Origin of the sequence: Actinomadura sp. (assembly GCF_044508335.1) — a bacterium.
Lineage (GTDB): Bacteria > Actinomycetota > Actinomycetes > Streptosporangiales > Streptosporangiaceae > Spirillospora.
The window spans coordinates 190,300-202,543 of sequence record NZ_JBIQHY010000001.1; the positions used below are offsets into that span (position 1 = coordinate 190,300).

The window sequence follows — 12,244 nt, forward strand, 5'->3', positions numbered from 1 at the left end:
TTTGCCTTCAGCTTAGGTCTGGGTAGGGCATGGGGACGATCCGGGAGGAGGCCCATGGGCGAGTTTTCACGCATGATCCAGCAGCGACTCGATGACGCGTACGCGTCGCTGCGCATCGCCCACGCAGAGGGCGACACCTACCTGGCCGACATCCGCCAGGAGGAGATCAGCGAACTGCGCCGGATCGCAGCGAACAACGACGTCGGCGTCGAACCACCCCGCTGCGATTGACCGCCGTCATTCCGAGGGCGCGACCGTAGTCGATGAGCCCGGGACCAACCCGCCGGTCCCGGGCTCATCGCCGTCCATGCGTCCCCATGGCCCGCCGGCCGCCCGGGCTGCGCTCAGCCGCTCGCGGGATCGAGCGGGGCGAGGAGGGCGTGCAGCGCCTCGAACGTCCCCGGCCCGGCCGCCACGGTCAGCTCAGGGCCCGCGGGCGCGCCGTCGAGGCCCTCGACCCGTCCGCCCGCCTCCTGGACGATCAGCGCGCCGGCCGCGATGTCCCACGCCTGCACACCGCGCTCGTAGTACGCGTCGACCCGTCCCGCCGCGAGGGAGCACAGGTCGACGCAGCACGACCCGCCGCGCCGGATGTCGCGGACGTTCGGCAGCACCCCGGTGAGGACCTCCGCCTGCCGGGCGCGCCGCGCCGCGTCGTAGCCGAACCCCGTGGCGACCAGCGCCTTCGCGAGCGGCACCCGGGCGTTCACCCGGAGCTCGCGGGCGCCGGACGCGGTGTGCAGGAGCGCGCCGCCGCCGCGCACGGCCGTGTAGGACTCGCCGCGCCGCGGCATCTCCACCGCGCCGGCGACGGTCTCGCCGTCCACCTCGGCGGCGATGCTGACGGCCCAGTCGGGCAGGTCGTAGAGGTAGTTGACGGTGCCGTCGATCGGGTCGACGACCCACCGGACGCCGCTGCCCCCGGCGCGGGTGCCGCCCTCCTCGCCGAGGAACGCGTCGTCGGGCCGCGCGGCCCGGATCCGCTCGATGATCAGCTGCTCGGCGGCGCGGTCCATCTGGGTGACGACGTCGGTCGGGGACGACTTGGTCTGCACGACGTCGGGGCCGTCCGCGGGGCGCTTGTCGACCAGCATCCGGCCGGCCTCGCGGGCGGTCGCGGCGGCGAGTTCGAGCAGGTCTTCGGCCAGGCTCATGCTTCTCCAAGAAGGTGGCGGGGCAGGGCGGCGAAGCGCGGGTCCGCGCCGGGCGTCGCGGCGCGGGCGTAGGCGAGCCCGAGCTCGGCGGCCCGTTCGGCGGCCTCCACGTCGAGGTCGTACTTGACCTCCATGTGGTCGGAGACGAAGCCGATCGGGACGACCGCGACGGCGCGGACGCCCTCGCGGTGCAGCTTCTCCAGATGGTCGGTGATCTGCGGCTCCAGCCACGGCTGGCTCGGCGGGCCGCTCCGGCTCTGGTAGACGAGGTCCCACGGCGCGCCCGGGGCCGCCCTGCCGGCGACCGTCCGCGCGGCCTGCTCCAGTTCGGAAGCGTAGAGCTCCCGGTTGGGCTGGGCCAGGGGCACGCTGTGCGCGGTGAAGACCAGTCGCGCTCCTTCCGGGAGGCTGCTCAGCGCGTCCTGGGCCGCGTCCACGAACGGGTCGATGAAGCCGGGCCTGTCCCAGTAGACGGGGAGCTTGTCGATCTCGGGCGCGCCGGGGACCTCCTCGCGCGCGCGGGCGATGTCCTTGAGGTACTGGTCGTTGGTGGAGTAGCCGCTGTAGGCGGACGTCACGAAGGCCGCCGCGCGCCGGATCCCGTCGGCCGTCATCTGGCGGACGGTGTCGGCCAGGTAGGGGGTCCAGTTCCGGTTGCCCCAGTAGACGGGCAGGTCCACGCCGTGGGCCGCGAAGTCGCGCTCGATCGCGGCCTTGAGGTCCCGGCAGAGCTGGTTGATGGGGCTGACCCCGCCGAACAGGCGGTAGTGCTCCCCCACCTCCTCCAGGCGCTCCTTCGGGATGTTGCGGCCGCGGGTCACGTTCTCCAGGAACGGGATCACGTCCTCGGGCCCCTCCGGTCCACCGAAGGACAGCAGAAGCAACGCGTCGTACGACCTCATGCCTCCATCCAACCAGCCCCCGCCGGATGCCCGGCCCGGGGTCAGTCGTACCGGGCGGCGTAGGCCCTGGCGAGGTTGAGGACCTTCTGGACGTACCAGTCGGCGTGGTTGTAGTGCCACACCGCGCGGTAGAGCTGCTTGCCGCCGCGTCCCGCTCCGTTCGCGCACAGGTACTTGGCCGCGCCGGGGATGGCGTCGAAGGGGTTCATGATGTCGGCCTTGCCGTCCCGGTCGCCGTCCACCCCGTACGCCTTCCACGTCGCGGGCATGAACTGCATGGGGCCGAGCGCGCCCGCGCTGGACGGGCCTGTGTTGCGGCCGTGGTCGCTCTCCACCTGGCCGATCGCGGCGAGGACCGTCCAGGACAGGCCGGGGCAGGTGGTGGCGGCCTGCTTGTAGAGGTCCAGGTAGCTGACCGCGCCGCCGCCGGACGACTGGTACTTGCTCTCGTGCAGGTTGAGCACGTCCGTGCCGGCGCCGAGCACCTTGGCGACGGCCTTGACGACCTTGGCGGGGCTGACGCCCGGGGCGTTGACCAGGACCGCCACGTTGGGGACGAGCCCCATCTCCTCGCCGGACTTCTTGCTGACCAGCATGTCGATGCCGGGCAGGCCGAGCGGGCCGGACCCGCCCATCGTGAGGTGCGGCATCGTCCGCGCGACCACCGGGTACTGGTAGCCCCTGGTGAGCTGCAGCTGCTCGGCCGCGGCCGGGGACACCACGAACTGGTCCGCGGCGAGGGCCTCCCACAGCTCGGTCTTCTTGGCCGTGCCGGGCGGCGTCCACGACCGGAAGGCGGACGGGTCCACGGCGAACGCGTTCACCTGGCGGCCCTGGAGCTGGACGGCGCCGCCCGCGACCGCGGTCACGTCCTTGACCCGGCGCAGCTTGGCGATCCGCTTGATCTTGGCGGCGGAGATCGAGCCGCCGCCGACCGCCAGCACGTCCGGCGGCACCACCCGGCGCAGCGGCGCGACCTGGCCGCCGGTGGCCACGTTGACCGGGTCGCCGGCGCTCGGCGGCGGCTGGTCCCGCGGGGTCTCGGACGCGGCGGGCTCCGCCTTCTCCGCGGTCAGCGCGGCGTAGACGCCGCCGGAGGTACTGGCGATGGAGAGCACGGCGATGCCGCCGATGAGGAACGGCAGCGCGCGGCCGCCCCGCCGCGTGCGGGCGTCCGCGCCCCGCTGCGGGCCGCGCCGCTTCTTCTCCGGCCTGGGCCTCGGCCGCCGGGCGCCGGGCGCCGCACCGTCGCCGGGCGCCCCCGCGGCGGGGCCGGTGCGTGATGCTGGTGGAGAAGCCACAACATTTCCCAACGAGTCTCGCTACGGACGGTTACCCAGCCGTGGTTACGGGATCGTACGTTATCGCCGGATGGCCGGTCCGCCCCGGCCCCAAACATGAACTTTCCTCATAAACGTTTGCCGAGTAGAGTCGCCGCATGTCCGTCGAGAACCCCCGAACGTGGCAGAACTGGGCGGGGAACCAGCACGCCGCACCGCAGCGCGTCGTCACGCCGCGGACCGCCGACGAGGTGGCCGCGGCGGTCCGGTCGGCCGCCGACGAGGGCCGCACCGTCCGCATGACCGGCACCGGGCACTCCTTCACCGGCGCCGCCGTCGCCGAGGGCGTCCTGCTGCGCCCCACCGCGCTCACCGCGGTCCGCTCGGTCGACACCGCCACCGGGCTCGTCACCGTCGAGGCGGGGCTGCCGCTGCACGCGCTGAACCGCGTCCTGGACGAGCACGGCCTCGCCCTGGCGAACATGGGCGACATCCAGGAGCAGACCGTCGCCGGCGCCCTGCAGACCGCGACCCACGGAACGGGGCGCGACGCGGCCGGGCTCGCCTCCCAGGTAGCCGCGCTCGAACTCGTCCTCGCCGACGGCACCGCCGTGACGTGCTCGCGCGAGGAGCGTCCCGACCTGTTCGACGCCGCGCGCGCGGGGCTCGGCGCGCTCGGCGTCGTCACCGCCATCACCTGGCGGACCGTCCCGTCCTTCCTCCTGCGCGCACAGGAGCAGCCGATGAAGTGGGACGAGGTGCTCGCGCGCGTGGACGAGTTCGACGCCGCCAACGAGCACTTCGAGTTCTACTGGTTCCCGCACACCGAGGGCTGCCTGACCAAGCGCAACAACCGCGTCGAAGGCCCCGCCGAGCCGGTGTCGAAGTTCCGGTACTGGCTCGACGACCAGTTCCTGTCGAACACGGTCTTCGGCGTCGTCAACAGGATCACGCACAGGTCTCCCGCGGCGACGCCCTTCGTGAACAAGATCTCCGCCAGGGCGCTCGGGGCCCGGACCTACACCGACACGTCCTACAAGGTCTTCACGAGCCCGCGGACGGTGCGCTTCAAGGAGCAGGAGTACGCGATCCCGCGCGAGGAGCTCGTCCCGGCGCTGCGCGAGCTGCGCTCCCTGTTCGACAAGCGGGGCTGGCGGATCAGCTTCCCCATCGAGGTCCGGCTGCTCCCGCAGGAGGACGCCTGGCTGTCGATGGCTCACGGGCGCAAGAGCGCGTTCATCGCCGTGCACGTCTACCACCGCGACCCGCACGAGGACTACTTCCGCGGCGTCGAGGAGCTGCTGACCGCGCTCGGCGGCCGCCCGCACTGGGGCAAGCTCCACACGCGCGACGCGTCCTACCTGGAGAAGGTCTACCCGCGGTTCGGCGACTTCCGCGCCCTGCGCGACGAGCTGGACCCCGACCGCCGGTTCGCCAACCCCTACACGAGGCAGGTCTTCGGCGACTAGCCGGCCGGGGTCTGCGGGGGCCGCACGCCCTGCCCGCCGCCGGAGCCGCCGCTGCCGCCGTCCTGGCCGCCGCCCTCCGGGCCGCCGGTCGGCGCCGGCGTGCTCGGAGCCGGCGTGCTCGGGGCCGTCGGCTGCCCCGTGGGCTGCTCGGCCGGCCCGTCCGTCGGCTGCGGCGCCGGCGTGGTGGGCTCCGCCGACGGCGCGTCCCCCGTCGGCTCCTGGCCGGGGGTGGCACCGGGCCCGGTCGGGCCGCCGGTCGGCTCCTGCGTGGGGGTGCCGTCCGGCTGCCCGCCGCCGCCCAGCACGTTGGTCACCGTCAGCCCCCGGTCGCCGCCCCCGCCGACGGGCTCGCCGGTCGCCGCCTCGTAGGCCGTGATCCCGCCGATGACGATCGCGAACACCGCCGCCGACGACACCGCCAGCTTCACCCAGTGCGCCTTGGCCCACGCGACGGTGCTCTGCCACGCCGTCCGCCGGACGACCTCGCGCACCGCGTCCTCGCCCGCCTCCTCGGCGAGCGACCCGGCGACCGCGTCCACCGGGTCCAGGCGCGTGGCGCCGGGGTCGCCGCCCGGATCGAGCCGGGTGGCGTTCGGATCGAGCCGGGTGGCGTTCGGATCGCCGAACGGGTCGACCCGCGTCGCGTTCGGATCCCCGGTCCACAGCGCGGTCCGGGTCGGGTCGGCGCTGGTCGCCTCGTCCGCCGCGCCCTCGGCCGCCGCCCGCCGGCGCACCGCCGACTGCAGGTGGGTCAGCTCCTTGATCTGGTCGCGGCCCTGGTCGAGGTAGTGCTTGGCGACCGCCGACCCCGCCGTCGAGATCACGCTCATCAGGGCCGCGCCGATGATCGTCCCGTACACGCCCAGGAAGGACGCCCCCAGCGCGGCGACCGCGGTCGCCGCCGCACTCGCGATCAGCTGCGTCGCGCTGAGGTCCGGCAGCTTGCGCGGCATTCTCCGACTCACCCCTGTCCCGCGTCCTCCAGCCCGTCCGCCGGCGCTCGCACGGCGGGCTCCGCTCGGCTCTTATCCCCCGATCAAGAACGTAACCGGACGATCCGGATGTTCCTGGTCACGACGTGACTCTCCCAACGTCCGCGCCTGGATCCGGACGGGCCCGTCAGGCACAGTGTGGAAAAGGATGCACAAGAATCGGGCATGGCGCCCTCTCGCGGGTCGCGGCGCGGGCAAGCTTGGTCAGGTGCCCTCTTCGACCTCGTGAAGGGGGCTTCGAGAGCGGCGATGTTCGGACATGCCGGGTACGGTGCTGGCAGCAGGTGTGTCCGGAAGAGAGACTCGGGAACCCGGGGGAAAGGGCACGCATGCGCCCTCGGTGGGCATCGGACGGCCGGCCGTGAGAGCACGGCCGATCGCTCCGGCGTCCTCCGTGCCATCAAGACAGGGCAGGAAGGACACGCATGCAGGAGCTGCGCCTCGTCGCGGTCAGCGAGGACGGTACGTACCTCGTCCTGGCCACCGCGGGCCGAGGCACCCGGTTCACCCTGCCCGTCGACGACCGGCTCCGCGCCGCGGTCCGTGGGCACTTCTCCCGCCTCGGCCAGTTCGAGATCGAAGTGGAGAGTCCCTTGCGCCCCAAGGAGATCCAGGCCCGCATCCGGTCCGGCGAGACCGCTGAGGAGATCGCCGAATCGGCGGGCATCCCGGTCGAGCGCGTCCGCTGGTTCGAGGGACCGGTCCTGCAGGAACGCGAGTACATGGCCCAGCAGGCGCAGCGCGTCACCGTCCGCCGGCCCGGCGAGTCGACCCCGGGCCCCCCGCTCGGCGAGACCGTCGAGGAGCGCCTCGGCCGCGGCGGCGTCGACCTCGAAGAGGCCGAGTGGGACTCCTGGAAGTGCGAGGACGGCACCTGGCGCGTCCGGCTGTCGTTCTTCGAGGGCGGCCGCCCGCACGCCGCCGAGTGGACCTTCGACCCGCGCCGCCGGCACGTCTCCCCGCTGGACGAGATCGCCGCGCGCCTCACCTCCGTCGAGTGGGACGACGACGCGCTGTCCGACACCGTCACCCCGCTCGTCCCGCGCCGCCCCGCGATGAAGGTCGTCGGCGGCGACCGCGACGTGCGCGGCCTCCCCGCCGAACCCGAGCAGCCCGGCCCGCCCGGGCCCCTCCGCCGCGCCGACTCCCGCGAGTACCTGATCGAGCGCGGCCGCATCGCCGACCCCCGCCCCGGCTTCCGCGAGACGTCCGACACCGCTCCCCTCCGCGAGGCGCCCGCCACGCCCGCGCGGCGCGCGTCGCCGCAGGCCCCCGGCGCGGCCGCCCGCCCCGGCGACGAGGACGACCTCGCCGAGGCCGAGCGGGCGGCCGCCCAGGGCCGCGACGAAGACGACGCCCGGCCGGCCGCGGCCGTCCCGCCGCAGGGCGCGGACGGTGCCGCCGAGCCGCGGGACGCGGCGCCCGAGGCGGAGCGCGATGATCAGCGCGACAGCGCGGTGCGCGAGGCGGAGCAGGCGTCCGGCGCCCCGGCGCAGGACGAGCGCGGAGCCTCCGAGGACGAGAGCGAAGAGCCCCGCGCGGCGGCGCACGGCGAGGCCGCCGAGACGCACGCGGAGAGCGGAACCGGCGAAGCGCAGGAGAAGGCGGCCGAGGCGGCGCACGGCGACCGCGAGGCGGCCAAGGCCGTCGAGGCCGTCGAGGCCGTCCAGCCGCAGGGCGAGGACGAACCCGGGCGGCAGAGCGAGAGCACCGCCCGTCCTCAGGAGGACGTGGAGACGCGCGGCGAGCCCGGCGCCCCGGTGCTGGACGAGCAGGACGCCGCCGCTTCCCCGGCCGCCGGCGAGGACGGGCCGGGCGAGCCGCGAGCGGACGGCGCGAAGGACCGCGAGGCCCGCGAGGAGCGCTCGCACCGTGCGGCCGCGCCGGAGACGGCGGCCCCGCACCGGGAGCCGGAGGCGGCGAAGCCCGCGCCGGTGAAGAAGCCGCCCGCGCCGCGGCAGCCCGCGCGGACGCCGGCCAAGAAGAAGCCGGCGACCCGCCCCACCATGCCCGCCGCCCAGGACAAGCCGGCCACCGCCCCGCCCGCCGCGGCGGCGAGCGCCGAGAGCACGGCGCCGCAGCGCCCGGCGCGGCGGCGCAAGTCCAAGGCCAAGCGCGCGTCCGTCCCGTCCTGGGACGAGATCATGTTCGGCGCGCGCCGCCCCGACTAGACGGCGCGGCGGGATCCGCGCCGGCGTCCGCGTCCGCGTCTGCGCCGGCGGCGTCCACGTCTGCGCCGGCGGCGTCCACGTCTGCGCTGGCGGCGTTCGCGTCTGCATCGGCGGCGTCCGCGCCCAGGGACTCCGCGTCCAGGAACGGGGTCAGCCATTCGGGGGTGATCGCGGCGGCCAGCGCCACCGCGTCCTCCTCCGCCATGTCCGCCGAGGAGTAGCCGCCGTCCCCCGCGCCGACCGCCGCGACCAGCGTGGCCAGGCCGAGGCGGCGCTGGAACAGCGTGCGGCGGATGCGCCACCCGACGACCGCGCTGTGCTCGACGACGACCTGGCGGCGGCGCAGCGAACCCGACCGGACGGTGAGCCGCTCGCCGTCGGAGGCGTGGCCGAGCTGGCGGTAGCGGTCCAGGCCCAGCGGGACGGCGAGCACGGCCAGCGCCGCGCACGCGGCGGCGACCAGGGGCTGCCCCGCGAGGACGGCCAGCGCGGCGACGCCGGCCGGGGGCGCGGCGGCGCGGGCGATGCGGCGGCTCCGCGCCGCGGGCGGATGCGCGACCAGCGGGCCGGGGACGTTCCCGACGACGCGGGCGGCGAGGGACTCGGCGACCGCGCGGGGGGCCGCGGGCAGCAGCCGGCCCCGGTGGGCGGCGTCCCCGAGCCCGGTGATGAGGGCGCCGAGCCGCGTCACGCCCGCGAGGCGCTCGAACGGGTTGTCGGTGAGCTCGACGCCGCGCAGCCTGCGGCGCTCCAGGGAGACGCTGCGGCGGGTGAGCAGGCCGCGCTCGGCGACGATGGAGCCGTCCCGCTCGTGGACGGTGAAGTCCCAGTTGAACAGCGTGAAGGCGATCACCGACATGACCGGCATCGCGACCAGCACCAGGATGATCAGCGCGAGGACGAGGGCCGTGGGCAGCCCGACCACGTCGTGGCCGAAGTTCTCCACGCGCTTCCGCGTGATCAGGCCCAGGTCGTCGCCGAGGTTGTAGAGGGTGCCGAGGAGGCTGCCCGCCACGGCGAACGGGGTCAGCAGGTAGGCGCCGCTGAGCGGGGCGTACACGTACCAGCGGCGGCGCATGCGGGCGAGGACGCGGCGGGGCGGGGCGTCCTCGTCCCGGGTCAGCAGGACGCGGCGGAGCCGTTCGGCCTCCCGCAGCGAGACCGCGTTGAGCTCGCCCTCGCCGCCGTCCGCCCCCGCGTCGATGTGGACGATCGCCAGGCCGAGCAGCCGGTGCGGGAGGTTCGCGCTGATGTCGACACCGCGGATGCGGTCGCGCGGGATGCTCTTCACCGAGCGTCCGATGAGGGCCCGCCGCAGCTCGATGCGGTCGTCGTGCAGGACGTACGTGAACGTCAGCCAGTTGGCGACGTGGAAGAGCAGCCCCACCGCGAGACCGACCAGCGTGAAGTAGAACGCCGTGGACAGGCCGCCGACGAGAAGGCCGGTGGCCCCCGCGGCGATGAGGGCGACGAGTTCGCGGACGGCGCCGACGACGAACGTGAGCGGATGCAGCCGCACGTTCACGTCGCGTCGTCGCGGAGGTCGTGCGCGCGGTGCGCGAGATCCCCGGCCAGGCGGGTGGCGAGGTCCACGGGGAGCCCGGACACCTCCGACGAACCGGTGTGGGAGGCGGTGTTGACCTCGATGGTGGCGAGCCCGAGCATCCGTTCGATCCACCCCTGCTTGCTGTCGACGGTCTGGATGCGCCCGACCGGGACGAGGAGCCATTCGCGGCTGAACCAGCCCGTCCGGGTGTAGACGACGTCGGCGCTCACCTCCCACCGGTGGACCCGGTACCGCCACACGGGGGCGACGGTCACCATGAGGAGCCCGGCGGCGCCGATGACGTAGGGCAGCCAGCCGACACGCCCGGACACCCAGCCGGGCAGGGCGTCCCACCCGGAGTCGCCGGCCCAGGCGGCCACGCCCAGCGAGAGCCCGAACGCGAGCCCCCACAGCAGCAGGTACTCGATCGCCCAGTGCGCGATGGCGCGGGGCGAGACCCGGTGTTCGGGCGGCCGCAACCGCGGCGGGTGCGGCCCCCCGCCGTCCTTCTGGTGACCGCGCCGCACCGTCGTCACACCGCGAGTCTAGAACGCCGGAGGCCCCCTCCAGCCGGTCCGGCCGGGAAGGATCACCGGAATCGGCGGCACGATCCCGGCCGCGGCGACGTTTTGTCAGTGGCGGATGCCAGGTTGGGGAACACCTCTCGCGCATCCGGCAGGGGCGGCGGAAAAAACCGAATGACACCACCCCGGACACCGCATATTTTGGCTGGTCCCCGTCGGAGGGCCCCGCACGTCCGGCAGACGATCCCAGGAGATCACATGACGTACGCGATCCAGGCCGAGGACCTGGAGAAGCGGTTCGGTGAGACCCAGGCGCTGGCCGGCGTCTCGCTCACCGCGGAACCCGGCACCGTCCTCGGCGTGCTCGGGCCGAACGGCGCCGGCAAGACGACCATGACCCGCATCCTCGCCACGCTGATCGAGCCGACCGCCGGGAGCGCGCGCGTCGGCGGGTTCGACGTGGTGAAGGAGGCGCACAAGGTCCGGCAGCTCATCGGCCTCACCGGCCAGTACGCCGGGGTCGACGAGATGCTCACCGGCACCGAGAACCTCGTCCTGATCGGGCGGCTGCTCGGCATCCCCCGCAAGGAGTCCAGGGCGCGGGCCGCCGAGCTGCTGGAGCGGTTCCAGCTCACCGAGGCCGCCGAACGCGCGGCGAAGACCTACTCGGGCGGGATGCGCCGCCGACTCGACCTCGCGGCGAGCCTCGTCGGGCGCCCGCAGATCCTCTTCCTCGACGAGCCCACCACGGGCCTCGACCCGCGCAGCCGCAACGGCCTGTGGGACATCGTCCGCGGCCTGACCGACGACGGCGTCACCGTCCTGCTCACCACGCAGTACCTGGAGGAGGCCGACCAGCTGGCCGACGACATCATCGTCATCGACCGCGGCGAGGCCATCGCGCACGGCACGTCCGACACGCTGAAGGCGCAGGTCGGCGGGCAGGTGCTGGAGGTGCGCCCGATCCACGGGGCCGACGGCGGCACCGTGGCGAAGATCGTCGGCGAGCTGGCCGACGCCGTCCCCGAAGTGCGCGACGGCCTGATCAGCACGCCGATCACCGACCCGCGGATCATGCCGGCGGTGGTCCGCCGGCTCGACGACGCCGGCGTCGCCGTCGGCGAGATGTCGCTCCGCAAATCCAGCCTGGACGAGGTGTTCTTCGCCCTCACCGGCCACCACACCGACGACATCGACGCCGAGGCCGGCGAGCTCGCCCAGTCGGCCGACAAGGAGGGGGCGTCCGCATGACCGCCGCGACACTCGCGCCGCAGAGCCTGTCCAAGCGGATCGCCCCCGGCACGGCCCTGCGCAACACGGCCACGCTGGCCTGGCGCAACCTCGTCCAGATCAAGCACAACCCGATGGAGCTGCTGGACCTGTCCATCCAGCCCATCATGTTCGTGCTGCTGTTCGCGTACGTGTTCGGCCCGGCCATGGCGGGCAGCGTCGAGGCGTACCTGCCGGTCGTCATCCCCGGCATCATCGCGCAGAACGCCCTGTTCGCCGGGATGAGCACCGGTTTCGGGTTGAACACCGACATCACCAAGGGGGTGTTCGACCGGTTCCGCAGCCTGCCGATCGCGCGCAGCGCCCCGCTCGCCGGGCGGATCATCGCCGACACCGTCAAGCAGGCGTGGTCGATGCTGATCCTGCTGCTGGTCGGCTTCGCCATCGGCTTCCGGATCGAGACGAACGTGCTCTCCCTGCTCGGCGCGTTCCTGCTGCTGCTCGCGTTCGCGGTCCTGTTCTCCTGGACGTCGGTCTACATCGCGATGAAGGTCAACGAGCCGGAGAAGGTGCAGATCTTCGGCTTCGTGGTGATCTTCCCGCTGAGCTTCCTCAGCACCGCGTTCATCCCGAACACCGACGGCATCCCCGGCCCGGTGGCGTTCGTCATGGACAACAGCCCGGTCACGCAACTGGTCGAGGCGATGCGCGGGCTCCTGGTCGGCGGCCCCGTCTTCGAACACGCCTGGATAGCCCTGGCCTGGGGCGCCGGCATCTCCATGGTCTTCGCCCCACTGTCCCTGAGGGCCTTCAAAAAGCGGGCGTGATCTCCCAGGGGGGCGACTCCCTGGAACCCCCCGTTAGCGACGCAGGCGATCCTCACGACGTCGTTGCGGTTGCTGTGCCCGTTGCGGTTTGCGCGGCGTCGCTGCGGTCGCCTGCGTCGCGCGGGCATGCCCGCTCCGGGCGCAGAGCG

11 protein-coding genes are annotated in these 12,244 nt (G+C 73.9%); 5 read left to right on the plus strand and 6 right to left on the minus strand.

Translation table 11 applies throughout. The features are described 5' to 3' along the window. Nucleotides 1–54: 54 nt before the first annotated feature. Nucleotides 55–231 carry a hypothetical protein gene (locus ACIWVC_RS00920; protein WP_396447118.1) on the plus strand — a complete coding sequence of 59 codons (177 nt, stop codon included), beginning with the start codon at nucleotides 55–57 and terminating at the stop codon, nucleotides 229–231. Nucleotides 232–344: 113 nt separating this feature from the next. On the opposite strand, the gene ACIWVC_RS00925 is transcribed toward ACIWVC_RS00920, so the two are convergent. From ACIWVC_RS00925 to ACIWVC_RS00935, 3 genes are read right to left on the minus strand one after another with little or no spacing between them, the layout of a single operon-like run. After that, a complete protein-coding gene (locus ACIWVC_RS00925) occupies nucleotides 345–1,154 on the minus strand; it encodes an inositol monophosphatase family protein (protein WP_396447117.1) in 810 nt (269 codons plus the stop codon). Continuing rightward, the gene (locus ACIWVC_RS00930; RefSeq protein ID WP_396447116.1) at nucleotides 1,151–2,056 is read right to left on the minus strand and encodes a ferrochelatase; all 906 of its coding nucleotides are present in this window, start codon (nucleotides 2,054–2,056) and stop codon (nucleotides 1,151–1,153) included. The genes ACIWVC_RS00925 and ACIWVC_RS00930 overlap by 4 nt, the downstream gene beginning before the upstream one ends. 41 nt (nucleotides 2,057–2,097) lie before the next feature. Next, nucleotides 2,098–3,357, minus strand: a complete 1,260-nt coding sequence (locus tag ACIWVC_RS00935; RefSeq protein ID WP_396447115.1) for a lytic transglycosylase domain-containing protein — start codon at nucleotides 3,355–3,357, stop codon at nucleotides 2,098–2,100. A 137-nt stretch (nucleotides 3,358–3,494) separates the two neighbouring features. Between ACIWVC_RS00935 and ACIWVC_RS00940 the strand changes: the two genes are divergently transcribed. Continuing rightward, nucleotides 3,495–4,805 carry a D-arabinono-1,4-lactone oxidase gene (locus ACIWVC_RS00940; RefSeq protein ID WP_396447114.1) on the plus strand — a complete coding sequence of 437 codons (1,311 nt, stop codon included), beginning with the start codon at nucleotides 3,495–3,497 and terminating at the stop codon, nucleotides 4,803–4,805. Here the strand turns inward: ACIWVC_RS00940 and ACIWVC_RS00945 are convergent. Continuing rightward, on the minus strand, nucleotides 4,802–5,758 hold the full coding sequence (locus tag ACIWVC_RS00945) for a hypothetical protein (protein ID WP_396447113.1): 957 nt from the start codon (nucleotides 5,756–5,758) through the stop codon (nucleotides 4,802–4,804). The two genes, ACIWVC_RS00940 and ACIWVC_RS00945, sit on opposite strands and share 4 nt — an antisense overlap. A 464-nt stretch (nucleotides 5,759–6,222) precedes the next feature. Between ACIWVC_RS00945 and sepH the strand changes: the two genes are divergently transcribed. Continuing rightward, complete coding sequence (gene sepH, locus ACIWVC_RS00950; RefSeq protein ID WP_396447112.1) at nucleotides 6,223–7,968, plus strand: septation protein SepH; 1,746 nt, start codon at nucleotides 6,223–6,225, stop codon at nucleotides 7,966–7,968. Here sepH and ACIWVC_RS00955 read toward each other — a convergent pair. Together ACIWVC_RS00955 and ACIWVC_RS00960 are read right to left on the minus strand one after the other, a co-directional pair. Further along, nucleotides 7,940–9,493, minus strand: coding sequence for a PH domain-containing protein (locus ACIWVC_RS00955; RefSeq protein WP_396447111.1), 1,554 nt, complete (start codon nucleotides 9,491–9,493; stop codon nucleotides 7,940–7,942). The genes sepH and ACIWVC_RS00955 overlap by 29 nt on opposite strands. Continuing rightward, nucleotides 9,490–10,050, minus strand: a complete 561-nt coding sequence (locus ACIWVC_RS00960; RefSeq protein WP_396453720.1) for a PH domain-containing protein — start codon at nucleotides 10,048–10,050, stop codon at nucleotides 9,490–9,492. Before ACIWVC_RS00960 ends, ACIWVC_RS00955 begins: the two co-directional genes overlap by 4 nt. 246 nt (nucleotides 10,051–10,296) lie before the next feature. Here ACIWVC_RS00960 and ACIWVC_RS00965 point away from each other — a divergent pair, with 246 nt between their 5' ends. Both ACIWVC_RS00965 and ACIWVC_RS00970 read left to right on the plus strand, forming a co-directional pair. Then, entirely contained in the window at nucleotides 10,297–11,289 is a 993-nt protein-coding gene (locus ACIWVC_RS00965; RefSeq protein ID WP_396453721.1) for an ATP-binding cassette domain-containing protein, read from the plus strand. Beyond that, nucleotides 11,286–12,095, plus strand: coding sequence for an ABC transporter permease (locus tag ACIWVC_RS00970; RefSeq protein WP_396453722.1), 810 nt, complete (start codon nucleotides 11,286–11,288; stop codon nucleotides 12,093–12,095). Before ACIWVC_RS00965 ends, ACIWVC_RS00970 begins: the two co-directional genes overlap by 4 nt. Nucleotides 12,096–12,244: the final 149 nt, after the last annotated feature.